The organism is Arthrobacter sp. TE12232 (assembly GCF_054062615.1).
The window spans coordinates 2,815,627-2,839,521 of the sequence record NZ_JBSSFK010000001.1 but is presented as its reverse complement, the minus strand read 5'-3'; the positions used below and the strand labels follow the sequence as shown (position 1 = coordinate 2,839,521).

The following is a 23,895-nucleotide window of genomic DNA, read 5'->3' as shown; positions in this document are numbered from 1 at the left end:
CCCCGGCCCGTCTATTCCGCGGCGGGCATATGTTCCAGGATGGACTTGAGCCGGTCGAGCTGGCCGACCTCAGCCTTCATCCGACGGCGCAACGGGTTGGTCAGCCGGGCCAGGAATCCCTTGGGCTCGCAGTTCAGGGCGAAGCGGACGCGTGTGCCGGGTCCCTCCGTGCTCAGGTAGTAGCCGCCGTGCGGCCGGGCCGGCCCGGCGATGACCTGGTACTGGATTTCCGCGCCCGGCCGCGCCTCGACGATTTCGAAATCCGCGGCCACAGGGCGTCCGCCCGGTCCGGCAACCGTCTGGCGGTACACGGCGCCTTTGGCGCCGGCCGCACCGGAAAGCAGCTCTACGCTCCGGACCCCGTCCCGCCACAGCGGCAGGTGGCCAGGGTCCATGAGGTAGTTATAGACGCTCATGGCGTCGCGGCGGATAACGACGTCGTACTCTGCAAATGCCACGGAAATCCTTGCTCGGCGGACGGTTATTGGGCGTAGCCCGCTTCCCCGGAACTGCAGCTAACCATTTCAGGATAGACAGCACCGGCCACCGCACCGGGTCCTGTGACGGGCTTTCGCCCAAGAGTGTCCGAAGAGTTATGAGACGTGGCGGACGGCGATCCGGCCGCCTATCCGCCAACGCGCGGACGTGGCGTGTTCAACCTCGCCGCCAGACTGGGGTAATGTAAATCTCGTTGTTTCACCGGGGCAAAAGTCCAGCACTTTGGACAGTCCCACTGCGGCTGTAGCTCAATGGTAGAGCGCTAGCTTCCCAAGCTTGATACGCGGGTTCGATTCCCGTCAGCCGCTCCAATCCTCCCCTCCGCCTCCGGCGCTACGCCGCCCCGCTCCGGCCTGCCATTAGGTTCCTACCTGTATCGTCAGAAGTCAGGAACCTCTTCGGTTCCGCTACAGGAGCAATCATGGCTGACAAGTCCCCCCGTCAAGCAGCATCCAAGAAATCCGGCAAATCCATCAAGGAAAAGCGCGCTGACAAGAGGGCCGCATCAGCGCCGGCCAGCTCCCTCGACAAAGTGACCGCTGCCAAGACGGCGAGCCCCAAAAAGAAGTGACCGGGTCCCCGAACCGCCTCACCCTCGGCATCCTCGCCAGCACCCGAAAGCCGGACGAGCGACGCCTCCCCATCCATCCCCTGCACCTGGACCGCATCGCGCCGGAGATCCGGGAGCAGCTGATCCTCGAGGAAGGCTACGGCGAGCGCTTCGGCGTGTCGGACGAGCACCTCGCGCCCCTCGTGGGGCGCATCGCGCCGCGGCAGCAGCTGCTGGCGGACGCCGACGTCGTCCTCTTGCCCAAGCCGCAGCCCGAAGACCTTGCCGAACTCCGCGACGGTCAGGTCCTCTGGGGCTGGCCGCACTGCGTCCAGGACCGGGCCATCACCCAGCTGGCGATCGATAAGAAACTCACGCTCATCGCCTTCGAGGCCATGAACCACTGGGCCAGCGACGGCGGCTTCGGCCTGCACGTCTTCCACAAGAACAACGAGCTCGCCGGCTACTGCTCCGTGCTGCATTCCCTGGCGCTGACCGGGTCCACCGGGGACTACGGCCGCCGGCTGAGCGCCGTCGTGATCGGCTTCGGCGCAACGGCCCGCGGCGCGGTAACTGCCTTGAACGCCCACGGCGTCCACGACGTGCAGGTGCTGACCAACCGCGGTGTTGCCGCAGTGGGCTCGCCCATCCACTCGGTCCGGATCGCGCAGTTCGACCACGACAGCGAAGCGCCGTACCTCAGCGAGGTCATCACCGAGCGCGGGCGCGTGCCGTTGGCACCATTCCTCGCCGAGAGCGACATCGTGGTCAACTGCACCCTGCAGGACCCCAACGCGCCCCTGACCTACCTGCGCACGGAGGACCTGGCCGCTTTCCGGCCCGGGAGCCTGATCGTGGATGTGTCCTGCGACGAGGGCATGGGCTTCAGCTGGGCGAAAACCACCACGTTCGCCAAGCCGATGTTCAAGGTCGGGGACCACATCGACTACTACGCCGTGGACCACAGCCCGTCCTACCTCTGGGATTCCTCCAGCTGGGAGATCAGCGAGGCGCTCCTGCCGTTCCTGGAGACCGTGATTGCCGGCCCCGAAGCCTGGAACGCGAACGAGACCATCCGCCGTGCGATCGAAATCCGCGGCGGCGTCGTCCAGAACCCGGATGTGCTGCAGTTCCAGCACCGGGAACCGGACTACCCGCACGTGCCGCTGGCCGGTTAGTACCGCCGGCGGCTCGACCCGGGTTTCGGCACGGTTTCGTGCTTTCCGCTGCGAAAAAAGACAGCCGCGGCGTGGATCCACGCCGCGGCTGTCCGGTATCGGCGCGGAAAGCTAGGACGCGGCGGATGTCTGCCGCCGGCCCTGGCTCGGGACGATCCGCAGCAGCCGGCGCCGGTCCTTCAGATCCACCTTGAGCATGAGCTGCCCCCGCCGTGCCAGGACGACGGCGACGCTTGCCGCGGCGAGCACCGGCACCCCTCCGGAGATGAGGACAGCCGTGTGCGGGTTCGCGTGTTCGGCGAGCCAGCCGATCATCGGGCCGCCGATCGCCTGCCCGCCGATCAGCACCATGATGTACAGGCTCATGACGCGCCCGCGGATTGCCAGGTTGGCGCTGACCTGGACTAGCTGGTTCGCGGCGGTAAGGAACATGAGGCACCAGAACCCGGCCAGCACCATCGCCGCACCGAACCAGGGCATCGACGGCGCCAGGGATGCCAGGCACAACATGAGGCCGTACATTCCGGCGCCCAGGACTACTGAGCGCAGCCGCAGTTCGCGCCGCCGGGCCGAGGTGATGGCCCCGGCCAGCGCCCCGAGTGCCACGAGGGTGTTGAGCAGGCCATAGCCGCCGGCACCGGCGTCGTACACGTGGTCGGCAAACGCGGCCAGCAGCACCGGCAGGCTCATCGCGAACACCGCGATGAACCCGGCCATCAGCCAAGGCCAGTAGATGGTGGGCTTGCTCAGCGCATAGTTCAGCCCTTCCCTCAGCATGCCCCGCCGCTTGGCGACCGGGCTGCTGACATGCAGCTGGTCCTTCCGCAGGCTCAGCAGCATGGACACGGTGAAGCAGCAGGCCACGGCGTTGGCGGCAAAGGCCCAGCCCGCACCGACGGCGGTCAGCAGGATCCCGGCGACGGCAGGACCGATCAGTCCGCCGAGCTGGAAGATCGTGGAGTTCACGCTGATTGCGTTGCGCAGGTAGCGGGGACCCACGAGTTCGTTGACGAACACCTGACGGGCCGGCTGGTCCAGCACGGTCACGAGGCCCAGGACCAGCGCGATCCCATAAACGTGCGCGACCTCGATCTGCTGGCTGAGGGCCAGCACGGCGAGCGTTGCCGCCAACAGGGCGGCGACGGACTGGCACAGCATGAGGATCTTCCGCTTTGCGAAGCGGTCCGCCATCATGCCGGCCCAGGGGCCGAGGAACAGGGACGGCAGGAACTGCAGGGCCACAGTGATCCCGACGGCGGTGACGGACCCGGAGAGCTGGAGCACCAGCCAGTCCTGGGCGATCCGCTGCATCCAGAGCGCGATCACGGCAATGAAATGGCCGATCGCGAAGATGCGGAAATTGCGGACCTTCAGGGAGATGAACGTGTGGCGCCACGGCAGGCGCTCGTTGACGACGGCGATCGGTTGGGTGATGGTGTCTGGCAGGGCGGCTGCGTTAGCCTCGAGCGGCGGAGGGGGTGCCACGGCAAAGTCCTCAAAAGAGCGGGTGAGCGGGATGGACTTAACGCTAGGCTGGCCCCAAGAGATTATGGAAGCCTATTCAGCGCATAACTAGCATTACAAAACGCAATACATCGTTCGCAATGCACGCCCCGAGCCGCCCGATCCGGGAGACCAACATGTTCGAACCCGCCCAGCTCCGCTCCTTCCTGGCCGTGGCCGAAACCCTGAGTTTCACCAAGGCCGCGGAACGCCTCGGCCTTGCGCAGCCCACCGTCAGCCAGCACGTCCGCAAGCTGGAGGCGTCCGCCAAGCGCGTGCTGATCGCCCGGGACACCCGCGACGTGCGGCTGACGGACAACGGCGATGCCATGGCCGGGTTTGCCCGGAGCATCCTCGCCGCGCACGACGCCGCCGCCCGGTATTTCTCCGGATCGGCCATGCGCGGGCGCCTGCGCTTCGGCACGGCCGACGACCTCGCCATCACCGGGCTGCCCCGCATTCTCCGGGAGTTCCGCCAGATCTATCCGCAGATCAACCTCGAACTCACGGTGGGCCAGAGCGACCAGCTCTACAAGCGCCTCAACGCGGGGCAGCTGGACCTGGTCTTTGTGAAGTGGGTGGCGGGGGCCAAGGACGGGACCGTGGTCCAGCAGGACGTTTTTGCCTGGGTGGGGCTGGAGCAGACCGTGCTGGATCCGGCCGATCCGGTGCCGCTGATCGCGTACCCCTCCCCCAGCCTGAGCCGGAAGCTCGCGATCGACGCCCTTGAGGCCACCGGCCGGACCTGGCGGATCACCTGCACCACTCGGCAGATCAGCGGCGTGCTGGCCGCCGTCCGGGCCGGCATCGGGGTGGCCGTGATGCCCTTCTCGCTGGTCCCGGAGGATCTGAAGATCATTACCCGCCGCTTCGATCTGCCGCCCGTGGGCGACGTCGATTTCACCCTCATCCGCAATCCCCTGGCCAATACCGAAGTGATCGATGCGCTCACCCAGGCGATCGTGGGCCGAACTTTGAAGCGCCCGGCCTAGGGCGCGGGCGGCCCGCCGGCCCGTCCATGGCATCTAGTCTGCGGCACACGTGGGCGGGGTACTTACCTGACAGACCACGAAGGTAGCGAGGAGTACTTACTTGACCATTGAACGGTGCAGGTACTTCATCTATCCTGACACTACTCAAGATTAATCGTCCGAGGTCAAGCAGAGGCCCACGACAACGATTCGAAAAAACGAACGCTGTCCGTCGCTGATGCCCTGTGGCTGGCGCCAGAGCGTTCGGGATAGGCCGACAATGATGCCAGCCATAAACCACCCCCGTCTGTCCGCACCGGCCGCCGCCCACGCGACTACGTCCGCCCGACCGGCAACGTCCCCGATGCGTCACGGCGCCACGATTCAGCACCCCGCTACCACCCAGTACTCCAGCCTGGGCCGCGGGGGAATTCGCCCGGCCACCTTGGCGGAGTCCGATTTTGTTGCCAGCCCGTTCTGCGAACGCTGCGGCACGGACGAATTCATCTACCTGGAGACCTTCATCCCGGCCGCGCACCGCCGGGACGGCTCCGTCAGCAAGCTCGGCGAGGTCACCTACTTCTGCTCCGGCTGCGATGACTTCTCGGCCCACGCGGTCCCGGCCTCGTGGGTGCCGCCAGGCTGGTACTTCGGCTAGGCGGCTCCGCGCTTAACGCCATCGCCGCCGCGCCGCACCCAACGGTGCTGCACGGCGGCGACGGCGTTTTAGCACGCCCGGCCTAGAGTTCTGGCACGCTCGGGCTAAATCAGGGCATCCGAGATGTGGTTCGGGGTGCCGAATCGGTGCGCTGTGATGCTGATGGCCTGCTCGTGCAGGAACGGCAGCAGTTCCACGCGTCCGGCTTCGGTGACCGGGTGGAAGTAGACCGCCAGGTCCGGGCGGCCGCCGGTGGCCTCGGCCAGTGCCTTGGCGTTTCCGCCGATCAGCCGGATCCGGGCGCCGGACAGCTTGCCTGCCGCGGCGAGCGTGCCGGCGGAAGCCAGCCAGTCGGCGTCGTTCTCCACGGTGACGGCGATGCCGAGGCCGGACAGGACGGCGCTCAGCTGGGCGGGCAGTTCGACGGCGGTCGAGACTGTGAGGGCGGACCCGGCGAGGACACCGGCGGCCACGGTCCGGACGAGGCCGGCGAGCGGTTCGCCTTCGGCGAGGCGGACCGTGACGGGCAGGGCGCGGTAGCGGAAGACGTTGCGTTCGGCGCTCAGGCCCGACACGTCCTTGGAGGTGCCGAATTCCTCGGCCCAGGCCCGGGCATCGGAAGCCAGGGCGCGCTGCAGCGGCGCGATCTCGTCGGCTGTCAGGAAGCCTTTGGCCGCGTCTTCGATCCGGCGTACTCCCGTGTGGGCGGGTGCAGCGGCCGGGGTGACGGCGGCGGTGCTGGGCTTGCTGGCCCATTCGCCGAGGCCGACGAGGTAGTTCGGGCCGCCGGCCTTGGTGCCGGCGCCGACGGCGGATTTCTTCCAGCCGCCGAACGGCTGGCGCTGGACGATCGCTCCGGTGATGCCGCGGTTGACGTAGAGGTTTCCGGCCTGGATGGTGTCCAGCCAGAGGCCGAGCTCCTCGCTGTTGAGCGAGTGCAGGCCCGCGGTGAGGCCGTAGTCGATCTGGTTCTGGATCGCGATGGCCTCCTCCAGGGTCTCCGCCGTCATGACGCCCAGGACGGGACCGAAGAATTCGGTGAGGTGGAAGTAAGATGCGCGCCGAACGCCCGAGCGCACGCCGGGGCTCCAGAGTTTGCCGGTGGCATCCAGCTTCCGCGGTTCCACGGCCCAGGTTTCACCCTCGCCGAGGGTGGTCAGCGCGTTGAGGAGCTTGCCGCTGGCGGGCTCGATGATCGGACCCATCTGGGTCGCCGGGTCCTCCGGGTAGCCGACCTTCAGCGAGGTGACGGCGTCGACCAGCTGGTTGTGGAACCGCTTCGACGTGGCAACGGAACCGACCAGGATCACGAGCGAGGCGGCGGAGCACTTCTGGCCGGCGTGGCCGAACGCGGAGTAGGCCACGTCCTTGGCTGCAAGGTCCAGGTCCGCGCTCGGGGTGACGATGATGGCGTTCTTGCCGCTGGTCTCGGCCAGGAGCGGCAGGTCCTTGCGGAAGGACCGGAACAGCTCGGCGGTCTCGTAGCCGCCGGTCAGGATGACGCGGTCCACGGCCGGGTGCGAGATCAGCTGCTGGCCGAGTTCCCGCTCGCCCAGCTGCACCATGGTCAGGACGTCCCGCGGGACACCGGCCTCCCAGAGAGCCTCGATCATCACGGCACCGCTGCGGCGGGCCTGCTTGGCGGGCTTGATCACGACGGCGGAGCCGGCGGCGAGGGCGGCCAGAGTGGAGCCGGCCGGGATGGCGACCGGGAAATTCCACGGCGGGGTCACGACGGTGAGGTTGGACGGGACGAAGGTGGCGCCGTCGACGTCGTCGAGCTTGCGGGCCGATTCGGCGTAGTAGTGCGCGAAGTCGACGGCCTCGCTGACCTCGGGGTCGCCCTGATCGATCGTCTTGCCGGTCTCGGATGCCATGACCTCGAGGAGGTCGGCGCGGCGGGCCTCGAGGACGTCGCCGGCCCGGTGCAGGATTTCGGCGCGCTCGGCGCCGGAGAGTGCGCCCCAGGCCTTGCCCTTTTCGACGGCGGTGGCGATGACCGCGTTCAGGGTGGCCTCGTCGTTGATCGTGGCGGCCTCGACGGCGGCGTTGCCCAGCGTGGAGTTTGCCACGCGGCCCAGGATGGCGCGGCCCCAGTCGCGGTTGGCGGGCAGCGAGGGATCAGTGTCAGGGGTGTTCTCGAACGCATCGTGCGGCAGCGGCGCGGCCGGGAGAGCGCGGTTCTGCCGGCGGTTCGGCGGCGGAACCTCGTCGTCGAGCTTGGCGAGGGAGGCGAGGAAGCGCTGCTTCTCACGCTCGAACAGCGTTTCGTTCTCGCTGAGCTCGAAGACGGCGGACATGAAGTTGTCCTGGCTGGCGCCCTCTTCGAGGCGGCGGATCAGGTAAGCGATCGCGACGTCGAACTCGGCCGGGTGGACCACCGGGGTGTAGAGCAGGAGGGAGCCGACGTCCTTCTTGACGGCTTCAGCCTGGCCCTGGGCCATGCCAAGCAGCATCTCGAATTCGATACCGGATTCCACGCCGCGCTGCTTGGCCAGCAGCCAGGCGAAGGCGATATCGAAGAGGTTGTGGCCGGCGACGCCGATCCGGATGTTTTGGATCCGGTCGGGGTGCAGCGAGTAGTTGATGACGCGCTTGTAGTTGGTGTCCGAATCCTGCTTGGTGTTCCAGGTGGCGAGCGGCCAGTCGTGCAGGGAGGCTTCCACCTGCTCCATCGGCAGGTTGGCACCCTTGACGACGCGGACCTTGATCGCGGCGCCACCCTCGGCGCGGCGGGCTGAGGCCCAGTCCTGCAGGCGGATCATGGCGGCAACGGCGTCGGGCAGGTACGCCTGGAGCACGATGCCGGCCTCGAGGTTCTTGAACTCGGGCTTGTCCAGGATCCGGGTGAAGACCGCGATGGTCATGTCCAGGTCTTTGTATTCCTCCATGTCCAGGTTGATGAACTTGGCCTTCTGTCCGCCGGCGGCAAACGACGCCGCGCGGGTGAAGAGCGGGGTCAGCTTCTCCACGACGTGCTCCACGGCCTCATCGAACGCCCACGCGGAGTGCGGGGCCACCGTGGAGGAGACCTTGATGGAGACGTAGTCGACGTCCGGGCGGGACAGCAGGGCATGGGTGCCCTCGAGCCGGCGGGAGGCCTCGTGTTCGCCTAGGACCGCTTCGCCGAGGAGGTTGACGTTGAGCTTGATGCCGTCCCTGCGGATCTTGGCGATGGCCGGACCGAGCTTGGCGTCAGTGGCGTCGACGATGAGGTGGCCGACCATTTCACGGAGCACGCGGCGGGCCACCGGGATGACCACCTGAGGCAGGACCGGGGCCATGGTGCCGCCGAGGCGGACGGCGCTGCGCATGTACCAGGGCAGGAACGCCGGGACCTTGGGGGCCAGGGCGGCGAGGTTGCGGGCGGCAACCTGCAGGTCTTCCGGACGGACGACGCCGTCGACGAATCCGACCGTGAAGTCCAGGCCGTTCGGGTCTTTCAGGACTCCGGCGAGCTGCTCGGCCGAGGCGTCGACGGGAACCGTGGCGGCTTCGGTGAGCCAGTGGCGCACCAGCGCGATGGTGTCCTCGGCCAGGGCTGCGGCTTCAAGGACCGTCGAGCCTTCCGAAACCGCGGCGTGCGCGGCTTCATTGCCCGCGGCGCTGCCGGTGGTCGCGCCGGACTCAGTGGAGATGTTGGTCATGGCTGAAACTCGTTCTTTCTCAAGATGTGGACCTCTTATGAATCAGTATGCGACCGTATTTTCATAAGATAAAGCGATGTTTTCTGAGCAATACCAGTTAGAAAAACTGAACCTTCAACCACGTTGCGCTATCACTTGTGGTCCCCAAGACCTGTGGATGGGAGCCATAAGTGATAGCGCAACGGGGAGGTGGGGTACTTATGCCAGAGGGCGGTGCATCTCCACGATTTCTTCGTGCCGCGGGCTGTCCGGGTTCATTAGCGAGTTCTTGCGGCCGTACGTGAAGTAGATGATCAGGCCGACCACGAGCCAGACGCCGAACCGCAGCCAGGTCTCCCAGTGCAGCTGGAACATCAGGAACAGCGAGGCGAACACGCCGAACGCGGGAACGACGGGCATCAGCGGCAGGCGGAAGGTCCGCGGGGCCTCAGGCTTCCTGTAGCGGAACACGATCACCGATGTGCAGACGACGACGAACGCGGCCAGAATACCGATGTTGGTCAAGTCCGCCACGGCCTTGATCGGGAGGATGCCGGCCAGGATGGCGGAGGCGGCGCCGGCGATCCAGGTCACCCGCTGCGGCGTGCCGTGCCGGTCCGTCTTGGCGAACCAGCCCGGCAGGAGGCCGTCGCGGCTCATCGAGAACCAGACGCGGGTGACGCCGAGTAGGAAGGTCAGCATTACGGTCAGGATGGACAGGACCGCGAACACGGAGATGATCGTTGCGATCACCGGCAGTCCGACGCTGTTGAAGGCGGAGGCGAAGCCGGCCTTGGGGTCGATCTCCGTGTAGTGCTGCATTCCGGTGAGCACCAGGGTGGCGGCGACGTAGAGCAGCATGGCGATGATCAGCGAGTAGATGATCGCCTTCGGCATGTGCTTCTTGCCGTCCGTCGCCTCCTCCGCCGCGGTGCTCATGGCGTCGTAGCCGAACACGGCGAAGAACACGGTCGCGGAGCCAGCCACCACGGGCCCGAAACCGCTGGGCATGAAGGGGTCGTAGTTTTTGGTGTTGATGTAGAAGATGCCCAGGCCGATGATGAACAGGATCAGTACCACCTTGATGGCTACGGCTATCAGCTCGAAGCGCCCAAAGGTCTTCGTGCCGCGGGAGAGGATCCAGGTCACCAGCAGGCAGACGAGGATGGCGGGAAGGTTGATAATGCCGCCCGTTCCCTCATCCGGCGTCGCTGTCATCCAGGCGGGCATATGGATGCCGATGCCGGACAGGAAGGCATCGAAGTAGCCCGAGATGCCGATGGCCACCACGGCCACGATCGCGATGTACTCCAGCAGCAGGTCCCACCCGATGAACCAGCCGATTACCTCGCCGAGGGCAACGTAGCCGTAGGTATATGCCGAGCCGGCCCGCGGGATCATGCCGGCGAATTCGGCGTAGGACAGTGCCGCGGCAGCGGATGCCAGTCCCGCGATCAGGAACGAGACGAGCACCGCCGGGCCGACGCCGGGCTCGCTCGCACTGCCATGCGCCACAAGGCCCGCCAGCGAGAAGATGCCGACGCCGATAATGCCGCCGACGCCGATGGCCGTCAGCTGCCAGAGCCCCAGGCTCCTGTGCAATCCGCTGTGCTTGTTTTCTTCTTCAATGTCGTCGATGGGCTTGCGCCGCATGATCGACCGCGCCAAATCTTGTGTAGCCACCAGGGCCTCCTAATTTAGGTGTGATGCCCATCAATCCACCCTGTGATGGGGGTAACCGAGCGACAACAGTATGCAAGCCCGATTGCATTAGATAAAGTGAATTCTCTTAAGTAATAACCATTAGAATTACCAAAGGATTACCGATGCTCGACGTCCGGCGTTTGCGACTGCTGCGCGAACTGAAGATCCGGGGCACACTGGCCGAAGTGGCCGAAGCGCTCCAGTACAGCCCATCGTCAGTTTCCCAGCAACTGGCACTCCTTGAGAAGGAGGCCGGGGTGGAACTCCTCCGGAAAACCGGCCGCCGGGTGCAGCTAACCCCCCAGGCCGAAGTCCTCGTAGCCCATACGTCCCAGCTTCTGGAGACCCTGGAGCAGGCCGAGGCGGACCTGGCAGCGTCCCTGACCACAGTCACCGGCACCGTGCGGATCGCCGTGTTCCAGTCCGCCGCACTGGCCCTCATGCCGGGCACCCTGACCCGGATGACCTCCAGCTACCCGGAGGTCAGGGTAGAGATGACCCAGCGGGAACCGGAGACGGCCCTCCACGAGACGTGGGCTCGCGACTTCGACCTCGTGATCGCCGAACAGTATCCGGGCCACGCCGCCCCGCACTACGCCGAACTGGACCGCGTGGCCCTGACCAGGGACGCCATCCGGCTGGCCGTTCCGCCCTCCTCGCCGGGGCGCACCGCCATCAGGACGCTGGCGGATACCGCGGGGCTGCCCTGGGTGATGGAACCCCGCGGGGCGGCCTCCCGGCACTGGGCCGAGCAGGCGTGCCGGAGCGCCGGATTTGAGCCCGATGTCCGCTTCGAAACCGCCGACCTGCAGGCCCAGATCCGGCTGATCGAATCCGGAAATGCGGTGGCCCTGATGCCGGACCTCGTGTGGACCGGCCGCGGCACCAGCGCGCAGCTCCTGGACCTGCCCGGGAATCCGCACCGCACGGTGTTCACCTCGGTGCGGCGCTCCAGCGCCAAACGGCCGGCCCTGCTCGCCGCCCGGGAAATCCTGGCGGCGACGGCGGCATCCATCGTTCCGGCGGCGGCCGCCGGCACGCTGGACCCGGCCCCCGCGGACCGGCCCGGCTGACCGGAGGGGTGTGCAGTGGGCCACAGCGCCGGCGTCGGCCCCGCGTTAGACTGGTGACGTTATGAATCGCACAATGTTCAAATCCAAGATCCACCGCGCGACGGTCACGCACGCGGACCTTCACTATGTCGGTTCCGTCACCGTGGACCTGGATCTGCTGGAGGCCGCCGACATCCTCCCCGGCGAGCTCGTGGCGATCGTCGACGTCACCAACGGCGCCCGGCTCGAGACCTACACGATTGCCGGCGAACGCGGGTCTGGAGTGATCGGCATCAACGGCGCCGCCGCCCACCTGATGCACGAGAACGACATCGTCATCCTCATCACTTACGCGCAGATGACCACGGACGAGGCAAAGGCGTACAACCCCAAGGTGGTCCACGTGGATCAGGACAACAAGATTGTCCAGATCGGCAACGACCCCGCGGAGGGCATGACGCCGGGCCTCCTGCGCCCGCCGCACTCGCTGAACAACGCAGCGCTGAACTAAGAATCGCCCCCTCCGGGCGTAATAGGGCGGTCCGCAGAATAAAGCTGATTACTCTGGAACGGTGACCTTCGCCCGCCGCCCTTCCGCCCCGCCGCGGAGGGCCGCGTGCTAGGGGTTCTGGCAGGCTTCTTCGTCGTCTGGTCCATCATCCTGGTCGGCATGTTCGTGGGCCGGCGCAACATCCTGGGCGAGAACGCCCGCTCCGTCCTCAGCGCCCTGACCTTCTTTGTCGCGAGCCCAGCTCTGCTCTTCGAGACGCTCAGCAAGGCGAAACTGCATGACGTCTTTGCCGCGCCGCTGCTCGTGACTGCCGTTGGAGCCCTGACGACGGCGGTGCTGTTCTTTGGCATTGTGCGCTTCGCGCTCAAACGCCCGGCCCCGGAAGCCCTCATCTCCTCCATGAGCGCGTCCCTTGCCAACTCCGCCAACCTCGGCATTCCCATCGCCGTCTTCGTGCTCGGAGACGCGAGCTACGTGGCGCCCCTGCTCATCTTCCAGCTGGCCTTTTTCACTCCCATGTTCCTCATGGCGCTGGATGCCACCACCAGCTCGCACCGAACCACGCCGCTGACATTCCTGCTCATGATCCTGCGGAACCCGATGATCGTGGGGTCCGCGCTGGGCCTCGTGGTGGCCGGGACCGGCTGGCAGGTGCCGGCACTGGTCATGGAGCCCATCCACCTGATCGGCGGGGCCGCCATCCCTGCCATGCTGATCGCGTTCGGCATGAGCCTGAACGGATCCCGGCCCCTGCATCCGGCCACCGGGCGCCGGCTGGACACCCTGCTGGCGAGCTTCTTCAAGCTCGTTGTCCACCCCCTGGTGGCCTACCTGTTTGCCCGCTTTGCCCTCGGCATGCAGGAGCAGGCATTGTTCGCCGCCGTCGTCACGGCAGCCCTGCCCACGGCACAAAACGTGTTTGTCGCGGCCAGCCGGTACCGCACCGGCGTCACAGTAGCCAAAGACACGGTGCTGATCACTACCGTAGTAGCTGTGCCGGCCATGATCGGCGTGGCCCTGCTGCTGGCCTGACCCGCTTTGGCGGCCCGGCACCAATCCCCGAGGAGGACCCTTGAATACAACCCTGGACACGGTCGTCATCGGCGGCGGCGCGATGGGCTCCGCCACCGCCTGGGCGCTGGCCCGGCGCGGCCGGGACGTGACCTTGCTGGAGCAGTTCGGGCCCGGCCACCGCAACGGCGCCTCCCACGGCACCACCCGGAACTTCAACCCCGGCTACGCGGATCCGGACTACGTCGCCATGCTGGCCGAGTCCGTGCGGCTGTGGAACGAGCTCGAAGCGGACAGCGGCGAGCGTCTGCTGGCCCGGACCGGCGTCGTGAACCACGGCACCGATCCGCGGCTGCCCGAGATCCGGAGCGCCCTGCTCGCCGCCGGGCTCCGCGCGGAGTTCCTCGCCGTCGAGGAAGCCGCAGAGCGCTGGCGGGGCATCCGGTTCGACCAGCGTGTCCTGCACATGGCGGACGGCGGCCAGCTGAACCCGGACGCCGCATTGCCGGCGATGCAGCGCCTCGCCGCCGGCCACGGCGCCGAGATCCGCCATCACGTGAAGGTCCTGGAGCTGAAAGTGCTCGACGACGGCGTCCGGCTCACGTTCGAGTCCGGCGGCGTAACGGGGGTGCTTTCCGCGCGGCAGGCCGTGGTCACCGCCGGCGGCTGGACCACCAAGCTGCTCGCCGGTGTGGCCCCCGTGCCCCGGCTGACCGTCACCCAGGAGCAGCCCGCGCATTTCGTCATCACGGACCCCGGCGCCCAGTGGCCGGGGTTCAACCACATGCCTGGCCACGGGGATGCCTACCGGTACTGGCGTTCGCCGGTTTACGGCATGCACACGCCGGGCGAGGGCATCAAGGCCGGCTGGCACGGGGCGGGCCCCGTGGTGGACCCGGACAACCGGTCCTTCACGGCGGAGCCCGAACAGCGGGCGGCCCTGCAACGGTACGCCCGGGAGTGGCTGCCCGGGGTCGACGCCGACGCCCTCACCGACGTCAGCTGCACCTACACGACCACTGTGGATGAGAACTTTGTCCTGGACAGGATCGGCCCGGTGGTCATTGGCGCGGGCTTCTCCGGCCACGGGTTCAAGTTCACTACGGCCGTCGGCCGGATCCTGGCCGACCTCGCCACCGGCGACGGCGGCGCGCCGGCCATCTTCTCGGCATCCCGGGCACGGGTGCGCTGACTCCCGCGGGGGCGAATCGACGTTCTGTCCGGCCCTGCACGAAGCAACGCGGGGATCCTTCGCGCCCATCCCGGGCCCCAGCATGGGCGCGATGTGACCCCGCGTTGCCCTGTGCGCCGGTAGGCTGGGACCGGTCTTGAACAGCCCCGCGGATACCCGGGGCAACAGCATGAAGTGGGGAAGAATTGCACAGCGTCCAATCAGGCAGCGTCACACCAGGCAGCACCCGAACACTCAGCGTCCCGGCCAGCAGCGGTCCCGCAACTGACCGCCGGGCACAGGCCACAGGCGGGCGGAAGATCGGCGCTGTCGACTGGATTGCCCGCGGCGTGGCGGGCCTGCTGCTCGTGGCGACGTCGGCGTGCGCCGGCCCCGGGACACTAACCCCGGCGGCCGGGACCGGCGTCGTCGGCCCCGGCACCGCGGCGGCCTCCGCCACCGCGACGGCCGGCGCGGACAGCACACCGCTGGATCCCGACACGCCCCCCGGAGTCGATGCCCCCGGCGTCGACGCCCCGCACCAGCAGCCCGCATTCGCCAGCAAGGCCCTCGCGGTGCTGGCGACGCTCCCCGTCAAGGGCCGTGCGCCGAAAACGGGCTATTCCCGTGACCAGTTCGGCCCGGCGTGGTCCGACGTCGACCACAACGGCTGCGATACCCGCAATGATGTGCTCCGCCGCGACCTCAAATCCGTCGCGCTCAAGCCCGGAACGCGGGACTGCGTGGTCCTCTCAGGCGTCCTGAACGACCCCTACACGGCCGCCGCCATCAACTTCCTGCGCGGCAACGCCACCAGCACCGCGGTCCAGATCGACCACGTCGTGGCCCTCAGCGACGCCTGGCAGAAGGGCGCGCAGCAACTCAGCCCCGGGCAGCGGCTCTCCTTCGCCAATGATCCCCTGAACCTGCTGGCGGTGGACGGCCCCGCCAACCAAAGCAAGAGCGACGGCGACGCCGCCACTTGGCTCCCGCCGAACAAGTCCTACCGCTGCGATTACGTCGCCCGCCAAATTTCGGTGAAGTCCAGCTACGGCCTCTGGGTGACTCAGGCCGAGCACGATGCCATGGCGCGGGTCCTGTCCGACTGCCCGAATGCCCTAGCGCCCACCAACCAGCCGGCCACCGCTCCCGCGCAGGCCGCCCCGGCCCCAGCACAGCAGCCGGCACAGCAGCCGGCGCCTCAGCCGGTCCCGGCGCAGGTCCAGATGGCCCCCGCACCAGCACCCGCGCCCGCGCCAGCACCGGCGGCCGGCGTGTACTACGCGAACTGCACCGCGGTCCGCGCCGCCGGTGCGGCACCCATCCACGTCGGCCAGCCGGGGTACAGCAGCAAGCTGGACCGCGACGGTGACGGCGTCGGCTGCGAGTAACTCCGGTCAGGACCTGGGCTGCTGATCAGTTCTTCTGGTGTTCATCCAGGAGCCGGGCGCAGCGGATGAAGCCCAGGTGCGAGTACGCCTGGGGATGGTTGCCCAGGTGGGTTTCCGTGCCGGGATCGTACTCCTCCGGCAGCAGCCCCGTGGGCCCGAAGAGGTTGACCAGCTGGTCGAAGAGGTCCCAGGCCTCCTCGATCCGGCCCACGGCGATATAGGCCTCGATCAGCCACGTCGTGCAGATGTGGAAGCCGCCCTCCAGGCCCGGCAGGCCGTCGTCGTACCTGTAGCGGAACACGGTGGGACCCACCCGCAGTTCCCGCTCCACCGCCGTGACCGTGGCCAGGAAGCGGGGGTCGTTGACGTCCAGCAGGCCGGAGAGCCCGATGTGCAGCACGGCTGCGTCCAAGTCGGGACTGTCGTACGCCACGGTGTAGGAGGACGCCGACTCGTCCCAGCCTTCGCGGAGGACCTCCTCGCGGATGGTCGCCGCCGTGGACTCCCAGGCCGGCAGCGGTTCCCGGCCGTGCCGGGCGGCCGTGCGCAGTGCCCGGTCCAGTGCCACCCAGCACATCACCTTCGTGTACACATGGTGCCGGGGCGCCCGCCTGGCCTCCCAGATGCCGTGGTCCGCTTCATGCCAGCGGGCCAGCACGGCCGCGGCCATCTGAACCATCAGCTCCCAGTGGTCGTCGGAGAGCACACCCTGCCGGGCGCTGAGGGCGTCGATCAGCTCGGCAATCGGGCCAAACACGTCCAGCTGCACCTGGTGGTCGGCCGCATTGCCGATCCGGACCGGGCGTGATCCCGCGTAGCCTGGCAGGCTCTCGATGATGGCCTCGGTGGACAGCGGCGCCCCCGTCACCGAGTACAGCGGATGGAGCCATTCCGGGCCCGGGGCGTGGTCCAGGATCCGGCCCAGCCAGGCCAGGAAGCCCTCGGCCTCGGCCGTGGAGCCGAGGTCCACGAGGGCGTTGACGGTCATGGACCCGTCCCGCAGCCAGCAGTACCGGTAGTCCCAGTTCCGGGTTCCGCCGATTCCCTCCGGCAGCGAGGTGGTGGGCGCGGCCAGCACCGCGCCGGTGGGCTCGTGAACCAGGGCGCGCAGCACCAGCGCGGACCGGCGGACCAGCGACGGCTTCACGCCCGGCATCTGCAGCTCATGGACCCAGCGCCGGGAATGATGCGCGACGGCGGAGCGCCGCTCCGTCTCGTCTTCGACCACCGCAGGCTGCGGTTCGGTATCGCCGCAGCGCAGGTTGAGGACCACAGGGCCGTCCCGCAGGTCGACGTCGCCCGTGGCGGTGGCGTGCCGGCCATCCGACGTGATGGAAAAGCTCACGCCGGGCGCCCGCAGGATGATCGGATCCGCAGTTCCCACCACGTGCAGCTCCGTCCCGCGCGCCTCCATGCTGAACGGCGCATTCGCGTAGTCCGGCCGCGGGGCGAACACGATCCGGGCCGTGCCGGTGCCCGAAAGCACCCGGACCAGGCTGGTGATGCCCGCCGGCGCCGGTTCCAGGTAGTCCGTCACGGTGACGTCGGCCCAGCGGGTTTCGACGATCATGGTGCTGTCCACGTAGCGCTGGCCCAGGACCTGCGAGGACTTCACCGGTTCCACGGAGAAGTGTCCGGCCGCATCCCCGCCGAGGAGGTGGGCGAACAGCGACCCTGAGTCCGGCAGCGGGTGGCTCATCCAGCAGATTTTCGCGTCCGGCGTGATCAGCGCGGTGGAGGATCCGTTGCCGATCATCGAATGCCGTTCCAGGCCAACGGCGTCCTCGCCGAAAAGCCACGCCCGCCGCAGCTCGAACAGTATCGCCAGGACGCGGGCGAACGACTCCGGGTCCCGGAGCCGGTGGGCCGCCACGGTTGGCCCCTCCCCCACGCGCAGCGCCATGTCCGGCCCGCGCAGCGTCGCCATGGCCAGCTCGTCGCTGGAGGCGTCGCCGGCGTAGAGTGCGGCACTGACACCGAGCACGGAGCGCAGGTGCTCCAAGGCGGTGGCCTTGGACGGTTCGACGACGGAAAGGTCCAGCACCGAGCCGTCCACGATGAAGTGCAGCCCGTGCGCCTGGGCAATGTCCGACGCCTGCCGGGTAGCCAGGGCAACGATGTCCGGCGCCGCGGACCGGGTGTGGACGGAGACGGCGACCGGCTTGCGTTCAATGGTGATGCCCCGGTAGGCCCCGACCGTTTCGGCGAGCGCCTGGTGGGTCTGCTGGAGCACGGACTCGGTGGCCAGCGAGAGGCTGTGGGCATAGCCCATGTCGAACTCGGCACCGTGCGAGCCCACCAGATGCACCTCTGCGGGCAGGCGTGAGACGGCGGCCAGATCGCGCAGGGAGCGCCCCGAGACGACGGCGGCATGGGTATTCGGGAGGGCGGCCAGCGCCCGCAGCGCAATAGCTGCGCTGCCCAGCGGCAGGGTCTCGGTCGAGATGCCCTCCGCGGTACAGAGCGTTCCGCCGTAGTTGCATGCCACGAGCAACCCGGGAGTGCGGGCCAGGATCTTGAGCTCGGCCAGTAATTGCGGGGTCAGCCCGTCGTCGGCGGCGTCAGTCTGCACAAAGGCCCGGAGCAGGCCCAGCGGGAGTGATTTGGTCAGTAGGGCGGAGTCAGCGAGCGACTGGTTCAGCGGAGTGGGCATCGGCGCGGTCCTTCTAGTAGTCCCCAATGCCTGCATGAGATTGCCCCCGGGGGGGCATATTCCAAGTATCATCCCGGGCCGATTTCGCCGCGGTGTCCCGGCTGTTGCAAGTGTGTAACGTCTGCAAGAGCCGGAACACGCCCGGGCCACGGGCACAGGGCGTGCAACACCCGCCGCAGCCAGCGGCGCACACTGCAGATCGCACGCGCGCTGCGCGGCCAGCGGACGGACATGCCCCGCCGCTGTCACGATCAGTGGACAGAATGCCATTACGCCCGCTGATCGCGTCCAACAATGAGCATGTCCTTCAACAAACCTGCCCACGAATGGACATGCCCCACGGCGGAATGAGCGGCCGGGTATGTCCCCCTCGGCGCAAAACGTGCCAATGGACATGTCCTTTGGCACGGCTGGCCGATGGACAGGGCCCGCGAGCGGACCTTTGGCAGGGTCACCCTGACGCCGCCGTCGGAGAACCCGCCCCGGTTGCGCAGGCGCTCAGCAGTTGGCCGGCTTGTACTCGTACGCTCCGGCGTCGGCCGCTCCGCCGCCCTGGCAGCCGGCACTTTGGGTGGTCGGCCGCCCGTCCAGGTCCATGGGAAACGGACTCTCGCCCGCGCGGTCGATCGCCGGGCTCGCTCCGGTGAGGTGGAGATCGGCGGGGGGATTCACAAAGCCGGCAGGATCGGTGGTGGATGTCGCGCTTGGGACGATGTTGGTGGGGCCGTTGAGGACGTTCTGCTCCTCGGTCCATCCCGAATTATCCATCCACAGCGAGTTGCGGACCGCCACGAGGATATTGGCCCGGATGACGGTGGAGGTGGGGCACGAGGCGTGGCAGACCACGGCCTGGGAATCCGGACCGTCCAGCCACACGGTGTTGTGTTCGAACGTGGTGCCGTTGGTCGGGCCGAAGGACGACGTCGTGCCGCGCGCAATCAGCCCCATGGCCTGGCCGCAATCGGGGACGCAGGTGGACCTGATGAGGTTGTAGCTGTACGTGTTGTTGTCCGCGGTTCCGTCCCCTCCCCGCCCAATTTCGGAGAAGACGTTATTGTCCACCGCCACATTGTGGTGGATTCTGTTCCGGTTGCCGTTGAATATCTCAAATGCGCTGCCATCATGGCCAAAGTCGTAGGACAACGCGGTGGACCCGGAGACGGTGTTGCCGGAGAACTCGTTATCGCTGCCGTTGATGAGGAAGCCGAAGGCGCCAGAGTCGTCGCTGCAGTTCAGCGCCGTCGCGGTGCCACAGCCTGTCCCCGGCGTATTGACGTTCATGATGTTGTTATCGGTAAGTGTGTTGTTGGTGTAGCTGCCGAAGTCGGAGCCGTCGCTCACCTTGATTCCGGCGGCGTTGTTTGCCGCGGCGGAGTTCCGCACGGAACTGTGGTCGCCATAGACGCTGAATCCCGCGTATCCGCACGAGTCCGCCCGCAGGCCGTCCACGGCAATGAAACTGCCGTCCAGCCGGACGCAGGTGCCCGTCAGTCCCCCCGTGATGACGGGCGGCTCCCCGTCGCCGAAGGCGTTCAGGGTGATCCGGAGCCGCCCTGTGCCGCTCCGGCTGACCACAAGGCCTCCGGAGAAGACGTCTCCGCGCCGGAAGCTGACGGAATCTCCAGGCTGCAGCGCGGCGACGTTGACCTTGTCGAGGGTCTGCCAGGCGGATGCGGGTGATGTTCCGTTGCTCGTGTCGCTGCCGTCCGCGCTCACGTAGTACGTGACCCCAGCGGCCGACGCCGGCGCGGATGCATCGCCGAGCAGTCCAGCCAGGAACAGCAGGATGACCAGGGTGGCGGCGGCCGTGGGCTTGATCTTCATGGGTGCACCTAGGTTTTCGCCATGTATCCGCGGATCAGAGTGCCACCGCCGTCGGCGGACCGCATCGGCACCCTGAGGGGCTTAACGCTAAGAGCGCGCCAGCACTAAGTCAACGGAGCGGACCGCCAGCCGCGGCGGTTACGGCCCTGGCCGCGGCCGACTGAACCGAAATGTTCTTTTTTGCCACTTGACGTTCCTTATTGTGCGATTATGATATCTAATTATGTGAGCTGCTTCACGTCACCCGCGTTATTTCAAAGGAGAAATTATGACCATGCATGAGGACGCACTGCTCCGGGCTTCCAGCCAAGGCGGGTGGGACCGGCGGACGCTGCTGAAGACCTTCGGTGCCGGAGCAGTGGCCATGGCAGGCATTCCCCTGCTCACGGCCTGCACGGGCGGCAGCGCTCCTGCCAGTAGCGGCGCCAACACCGCCACGTTCGGTTCGGGTTCCTCGGATGAGGTCCCCAAGGCAGCCTACAAGGCCGTGACGGACGCTTTCGAGAAGAAATCCGGCATCAAGATCACCACCAATGTTGTGGCGCACAACGACTTCCAGAACAAGATCAACACCTACCTCCAGGGCAGCCCGGACGATGCTTTCACCTGGTTCGCCGGCTACCGCATGCAGTACTACGCCGGCAAGGGACTGCTCGCCCCGATCGATGACGTCTGGGAGAAGGTCGGTGGAAACTTCTCGGATGCCCTGAAGAAGGCGTCGACCGGCGCCGACGGCAAGATGTACCTGATCCCGAACTACAACTACCCCTGGGGCTTCTTCTACCGCAAGAGCCTGTGGACGGAAAAGGGCTACACCGTCCCCACGACGTTCGACGAACTGAAGACTCTGGCCACCAAGATGAAGGCCGACGGCCTGATCCCAATCGAGTTTGCGGACAAGGACGGCTGGCCCGCCATGGGCACATTCGACTACCTGAACATGCGCCTGAACGGCTACCAGTTCCACATGGACCTGACCGCTCACAAGGAAAGCTGGGACCAGAAGAAAGTCAGCGACGTCTTCGACACATGGAAGGCCCTGCTGCCGTTCCAGAACCCGAACTCCCTCGGCATGACGTGGCAGGACTCCGCGAAGTCCCTCGCGGACAAGAAGTCGGGCATGTACCTCCTCGGGTCCTTCCTCACCCAGCAGTACACGGACAAGGCAATCGCCGACGACATCGACTTCTTCCCGTTCCCCGAGATCGCGGTGGAGGGCCGGGATTCCATCGAGGCGCCCATCGACGGACTCCTCCTCTCCAAGAAGGGCGGCCAGAACCAGGCCGCCAAGGACTTCCTGGCCTACGTAGGCACCCCGGAAGGCCAGGATGTGTACGCCTCGGTGGACTCGTCCAACATTGCCACCGCCAAGGGCGCGGACACCTCGAAGTTCACGCCGCTCAACAAGAAACTGGCCGATGCCATCAGCGGCGCCAAGAACATCAGCCAGTTCTTCGACCGTGATGCCCTGCCCGCCATGGCCAACAACGTGATGATCCCGGCCCTGCAGACCTTCATCAAGGACGGCACGGTCGACGTCAAGAACCTGGAAGCCCAGGCCAAGTCCCTGTACGCCGCCCAGTAGCGGCGTGTCCCGACACGCATTTCCTGCGCGCCTTTTCCCCAGCAGTTATCAAAGCAAGGAATCTCCATGAGTGTCTCTACCAATCCGTCGGCGCGGGGGCGCAAAGCAGTTGCCCCCGCGCGGCGGGTTCGGCGGCTGTCCCGCCGCGACAAACTGGTGCTCGGCCTGATGGTGGGCATCCCCACGCTCATCCAGCTCGTCCTGGTCTGGATCCCCACCCTCATGTCGGTCGGGCTGTCTTTCACCCGCTGGAACGGGCTGGAGCTGACCGACATCAAACCCGCCGGGGCCGAAAACTACCAGTTCATCGCCCAGGACTACCCGCCGTTTTGGCCCGCCATGCAGCACAACGTGCTGTGGCTGGCGTTCCTGGCCTTCGTCGCCACACCGCTGGGGCTGCTGCTGGCCGTGCTGCTGGACCAGAACATCCGCGGCACCAGGATCTACCAGAGCATCTTCTTCGCCCCGGTGATGCTGTCCCTGGCCCTGATCGGGATTATCTGGCAGCTGTTCTACAACCGTGACAGCGGCCTCTTGAACTTCGTCCTCGGCACGGCAGGCACGCCCCAGGCCGTCGACTGGTTCGGGGATTCCAGCGTCAACATCTGGGCGGCCCTCTTCGCCGCCACGTGGCGGCACGCCGGCTACGTCATGATCCTGTACTTGGCCGGGCTCAAGGGAGTGGACCCCACCCTGCGCGAAGCGGCCCAGATTGACGGCGCCAACTCGGTCCAGACCTTCTTCCAGGTGATCTTCCCGGCCATGCGCCCGGTCAACGTCATCATCATCGTCATCACCGTCATCGAATCCCTCCGGGCCTTCGACATCGTCTACGTGATCAACCGCGGCACCAACGGCCTGGAACTCATCAGTGCCCTCGTCATCCAGAACCTGGTGGGCGAGGGACAGGTGATCGGCATCGGCTCCGCGCTGGCAGTCATCCTGCTCGTCATCTCCCTGATCCCCATCACCTTCTACCTGTCCCGCGCGTTCGGAAAGGACAAAGAGGCATGAGCATCGCCCATCCAACCGATGCCGCTGCGGCAGGCACCCCGGCCGACGCCGGGCCCCGCAGCTCCGGCGCTGGCAGCACCGGCCCCCGGCCCGGCCGCCCGGCCAACAACAAACAGGGCAAACGGCACTACGGCACGCACGTCTTCCTCATCGTCATGGCCGCGATCTGGCTGGTGCCCCTGGGCTGGGCCATCTTCACGGCTCTGCGCCCCAAGGCGGACACGGACAAATACGGCTACTTCAGCACCGGCGGCGCCTTCAACTTCGATAACTTCACCCAGGCCTGGACCCAGGGCGGCTTTAGCCAGCTATTCTGGAACTCGGTGCTCATTACCGTCCCGTCCGTGTTCCTGATCCTGTTCTTCGCCTCCATGATGGCGTTCGCCGTCAGCCGCGTGAGCTGGAAGTTCAACATCACCCTGCTGATCATGTTCACCGCCGGAAACCTGCTGCCCCCGCAGGTGCTCGCGGCCCCGCTCTTTGAAATGTTCAAGCACTTCGAGCTGCCGTACGCCATCAGCGACTCCGGAAACCTGCTCAACACCTACATCAGCGTGATCGCCGTGGACACCGCCTTCCAGATCGGCTTCGTGACCTTCGTGCTCTCGAACTACATGAAGGCCCTCTCCCCCGAACTCACCGAGGCGGCCCTTGTCGACGGTGCCGGCGTCTGGCGCCAGTACTGGGACATCATCCTGCCGCTGTGCCGGCCGGCCCTGGCCGCCATGGGCACCCTCGAAGTGATCTTCATTTACAACGACTTCTTCTGGCCCCTGCTGTTCATCCAAAGCGGCGACCGCCTTCCGGTCACCACCGCGATCAACAACCTTCAAGGCCAGTTCCTTTCCAACTACAACCTGATCGCCGCCGGCGCCATGATCACGGCGGTTCCGGCCCTGGTCATCTATCTGCTCCTGCAGCGCCATTTCGTGGCGGGCCTGACCCTCGGCTCCAGCAAAGGATAAAAGTGGACAACACCGTCAACGACACCACCC

At 66.9% G+C, this 23,895-nt stretch carries 18 protein-coding genes and 1 tRNA gene; 13 read left to right on the top strand and 6 right to left on the bottom strand.

All coding sequences use genetic code 11. The features are described 5' to 3' along the window. Positions 1-11: 11 nt before the first annotated feature. Complete coding sequence (locus ACVWZ7_RS12580) at positions 12-458, bottom strand: SRPBCC family protein (RefSeq protein WP_456508026.1); 447 nt, start codon at positions 456-458, stop codon at positions 12-14. A gap of 277 nt (positions 459-735) precedes the next feature. On the opposite strand from ACVWZ7_RS12580, the gene ACVWZ7_RS12575 reads away from it, so the two are divergent. From ACVWZ7_RS12575 to ACVWZ7_RS12565, 3 genes are all read left to right on the top strand, one after another. Continuing rightward, positions 736-809: transfer RNA gene (locus tag ACVWZ7_RS12575), tRNA-Gly, on the top strand. Positions 810-919: 110 nt separating this feature from the next. Further along, positions 920-1,069, top strand: a complete 150-nt coding sequence (locus ACVWZ7_RS12570; protein WP_018774018.1) for a hypothetical protein — start codon at positions 920-922, stop codon at positions 1,067-1,069. Then, entirely contained in the window at positions 1,066-2,226 is a 1,161-nt protein-coding gene (locus tag ACVWZ7_RS12565) for a N(5)-(carboxyethyl)ornithine synthase (protein WP_456508025.1), read from the top strand. Before ACVWZ7_RS12570 ends, ACVWZ7_RS12565 begins: the two co-directional genes overlap by 4 nt. 111 nt (positions 2,227-2,337) lie before the next feature. Here the strand turns inward: ACVWZ7_RS12565 and ACVWZ7_RS12560 are convergent, their stop codons facing one another. Beyond that, positions 2,338-3,711, bottom strand: coding sequence for an MFS transporter (locus ACVWZ7_RS12560; RefSeq protein ID WP_456508024.1), 1,374 nt, complete (start codon positions 3,709-3,711; stop codon positions 2,338-2,340). 155 nt (positions 3,712-3,866) lie between these two features. On the opposite strand from ACVWZ7_RS12560, the gene ACVWZ7_RS12555 reads away from it, so the two are divergent. After that, positions 3,867-4,721 (top strand): LysR substrate-binding domain-containing protein, encoded by an 855-nt coding sequence (locus ACVWZ7_RS12555; RefSeq protein ID WP_116767901.1) that lies wholly within the window; start codon positions 3,867-3,869, stop codon positions 4,719-4,721. A gap of 259 nt (positions 4,722-4,980) precedes the next feature. Further along, positions 4,981-5,358, top strand: coding sequence for a hypothetical protein (locus tag ACVWZ7_RS12550; protein WP_237563498.1), 378 nt, complete (start codon positions 4,981-4,983; stop codon positions 5,356-5,358). A 104-nt stretch (positions 5,359-5,462) separates the two neighbouring features. On the opposite strand, the gene ACVWZ7_RS12545 is transcribed toward ACVWZ7_RS12550, so the two are convergent. After that, entirely contained in the window at positions 5,463-9,005 is a 3,543-nt protein-coding gene (locus ACVWZ7_RS12545) for a bifunctional proline dehydrogenase/L-glutamate gamma-semialdehyde dehydrogenase (protein WP_456508023.1), read from the bottom strand. Positions 9,006-9,203: 198 nt separating this feature from the next. Next, positions 9,204-10,637, bottom strand: a complete 1,434-nt coding sequence (locus ACVWZ7_RS12540) for an amino acid permease (RefSeq protein WP_202615904.1) — start codon at positions 10,635-10,637, stop codon at positions 9,204-9,206. A gap of 173 nt (positions 10,638-10,810) precedes the next feature. Between ACVWZ7_RS12540 and ACVWZ7_RS12535 the strand changes: the two genes are divergently transcribed. The 5 genes from ACVWZ7_RS12535 to ACVWZ7_RS12515 all read left to right on the top strand — a co-directional run bounded on the left by ACVWZ7_RS12535 (position 10,811) and on the right by ACVWZ7_RS12515 (position 15,824). Next, complete coding sequence (locus ACVWZ7_RS12535; RefSeq protein ID WP_456508022.1) at positions 10,811-11,761, top strand: LysR family transcriptional regulator; 951 nt, start codon at positions 10,811-10,813, stop codon at positions 11,759-11,761. Between the two features lie 61 nt (positions 11,762-11,822). Continuing rightward, positions 11,823-12,251 carry an aspartate 1-decarboxylase gene (gene panD, locus ACVWZ7_RS12530; protein ID WP_202615903.1) on the top strand — a complete coding sequence of 143 codons (429 nt, stop codon included), beginning with the start codon at positions 11,823-11,825 and terminating at the stop codon, positions 12,249-12,251. Positions 12,252-12,356: 105 nt separating this feature from the next. Further along, entirely contained in the window at positions 12,357-13,283 is a 927-nt protein-coding gene (locus ACVWZ7_RS12525) for an AEC family transporter (RefSeq protein ID WP_456508021.1), read from the top strand. A gap of 40 nt (positions 13,284-13,323) precedes the next feature. Continuing rightward, entirely contained in the window at positions 13,324-14,454 is a 1,131-nt protein-coding gene (locus ACVWZ7_RS12520; protein WP_456508020.1) for an FAD-dependent oxidoreductase, read from the top strand. Between the two features lie 185 nt (positions 14,455-14,639). Further along, positions 14,640-15,824 carry a GmrSD restriction endonuclease domain-containing protein gene (locus ACVWZ7_RS12515; RefSeq protein WP_344360655.1) on the top strand — a complete coding sequence of 395 codons (1,185 nt, stop codon included), beginning with the start codon at positions 14,640-14,642 and terminating at the stop codon, positions 15,822-15,824. A 25-nt stretch (positions 15,825-15,849) separates the two neighbouring features. Here ACVWZ7_RS12515 and ACVWZ7_RS12510 read toward each other — a convergent pair whose 3' ends face one another. Together ACVWZ7_RS12510 and ACVWZ7_RS12505 are read right to left on the bottom strand one after the other, a co-directional pair. Beyond that, entirely contained in the window at positions 15,850-18,477 is a 2,628-nt protein-coding gene (locus tag ACVWZ7_RS12510; RefSeq protein ID WP_344360652.1) for a trehalase-like domain-containing protein, read from the bottom strand. 498 nt (positions 18,478-18,975) lie between these two features. Then, entirely contained in the window at positions 18,976-20,301 is a 1,326-nt protein-coding gene (locus tag ACVWZ7_RS12505; protein ID WP_456508019.1) for a hypothetical protein, read from the bottom strand. A 268-nt stretch (positions 20,302-20,569) separates the two neighbouring features. Here ACVWZ7_RS12505 and ACVWZ7_RS12500 point away from each other — a divergent pair, with 268 nt between their 5' ends. From ACVWZ7_RS12500 to ACVWZ7_RS12490, 3 genes are all read left to right on the top strand, one after another. Further along, positions 20,570-21,886, top strand: a complete 1,317-nt coding sequence (locus ACVWZ7_RS12500) for an ABC transporter substrate-binding protein (RefSeq protein ID WP_456508018.1) — start codon at positions 20,570-20,572, stop codon at positions 21,884-21,886. A 66-nt stretch (positions 21,887-21,952) separates the two neighbouring features. Continuing rightward, positions 21,953-22,900: a carbohydrate ABC transporter permease gene (locus ACVWZ7_RS12495; protein WP_116767912.1), complete on the top strand. Its 948-nt coding sequence runs from the start codon at positions 21,953-21,955 to the stop codon at positions 22,898-22,900. Continuing rightward, positions 22,897-23,865 (top strand): carbohydrate ABC transporter permease, encoded by a 969-nt coding sequence (locus tag ACVWZ7_RS12490; protein ID WP_116767913.1) that lies wholly within the window; start codon positions 22,897-22,899, stop codon positions 23,863-23,865. The genes ACVWZ7_RS12495 and ACVWZ7_RS12490 overlap by 4 nt, the downstream gene beginning before the upstream one ends. The last annotated feature ends 30 nt before the right edge of the window (positions 23,866-23,895 follow it).

Excerpts from the sequence above, each read along its gene's own strand:
- ACVWZ7_RS12570 (WP_018774018.1), top strand. The coding sequence starts at position 920 with ATGGCTGACAAGTCCCCCCGTCAAGCAGCATCCAAGAAATCCGGCAAA.
- ACVWZ7_RS12555 (WP_116767901.1), top strand. The coding sequence starts at position 3,867 with ATGTTCGAACCCGCCCAGCTCCGCTCCTTCCTGGCCGTGGCCGAAACC.
- ACVWZ7_RS12550 (WP_237563498.1), top strand. The coding sequence starts at position 4,981 with ATGATGCCAGCCATAAACCACCCCCGTCTGTCCGCACCGGCCGCCGCC.
- ACVWZ7_RS12545 (WP_456508023.1), bottom strand. The coding sequence starts at position 9,005 with ATGACCAACATCTCCACTGAGTCCGGCGCGACCACCGGCAGCGCCGCG.
- ACVWZ7_RS12540 (WP_202615904.1), bottom strand. The coding sequence starts at position 10,637 with ATGCGGCGCAAGCCCATCGACGACATTGAAGAAGAAAACAAGCACAGC.
- ACVWZ7_RS12535 (WP_456508022.1), top strand. The coding sequence starts at position 10,811 with ATGCTCGACGTCCGGCGTTTGCGACTGCTGCGCGAACTGAAGATCCGG.
- panD (WP_202615903.1), top strand. The coding sequence starts at position 11,823 with ATGAATCGCACAATGTTCAAATCCAAGATCCACCGCGCGACGGTCACG.
- ACVWZ7_RS12510 (WP_344360652.1), bottom strand. The coding sequence starts at position 18,477 with ATGCCCACTCCGCTGAACCAGTCGCTCGCTGACTCCGCCCTACTGACC.
- ACVWZ7_RS12505 (WP_456508019.1), bottom strand. The coding sequence starts at position 20,301 with ATGAAGATCAAGCCCACGGCCGCCGCCACCCTGGTCATCCTGCTGTTC.
- ACVWZ7_RS12500 (WP_456508018.1), top strand. The coding sequence starts at position 20,570 with ATGACCATGCATGAGGACGCACTGCTCCGGGCTTCCAGCCAAGGCGGG.
- ACVWZ7_RS12495 (WP_116767912.1), top strand. The coding sequence starts at position 21,953 with ATGAGTGTCTCTACCAATCCGTCGGCGCGGGGGCGCAAAGCAGTTGCC.
- ACVWZ7_RS12490 (WP_116767913.1), top strand. The coding sequence starts at position 22,897 with ATGAGCATCGCCCATCCAACCGATGCCGCTGCGGCAGGCACCCCGGCC.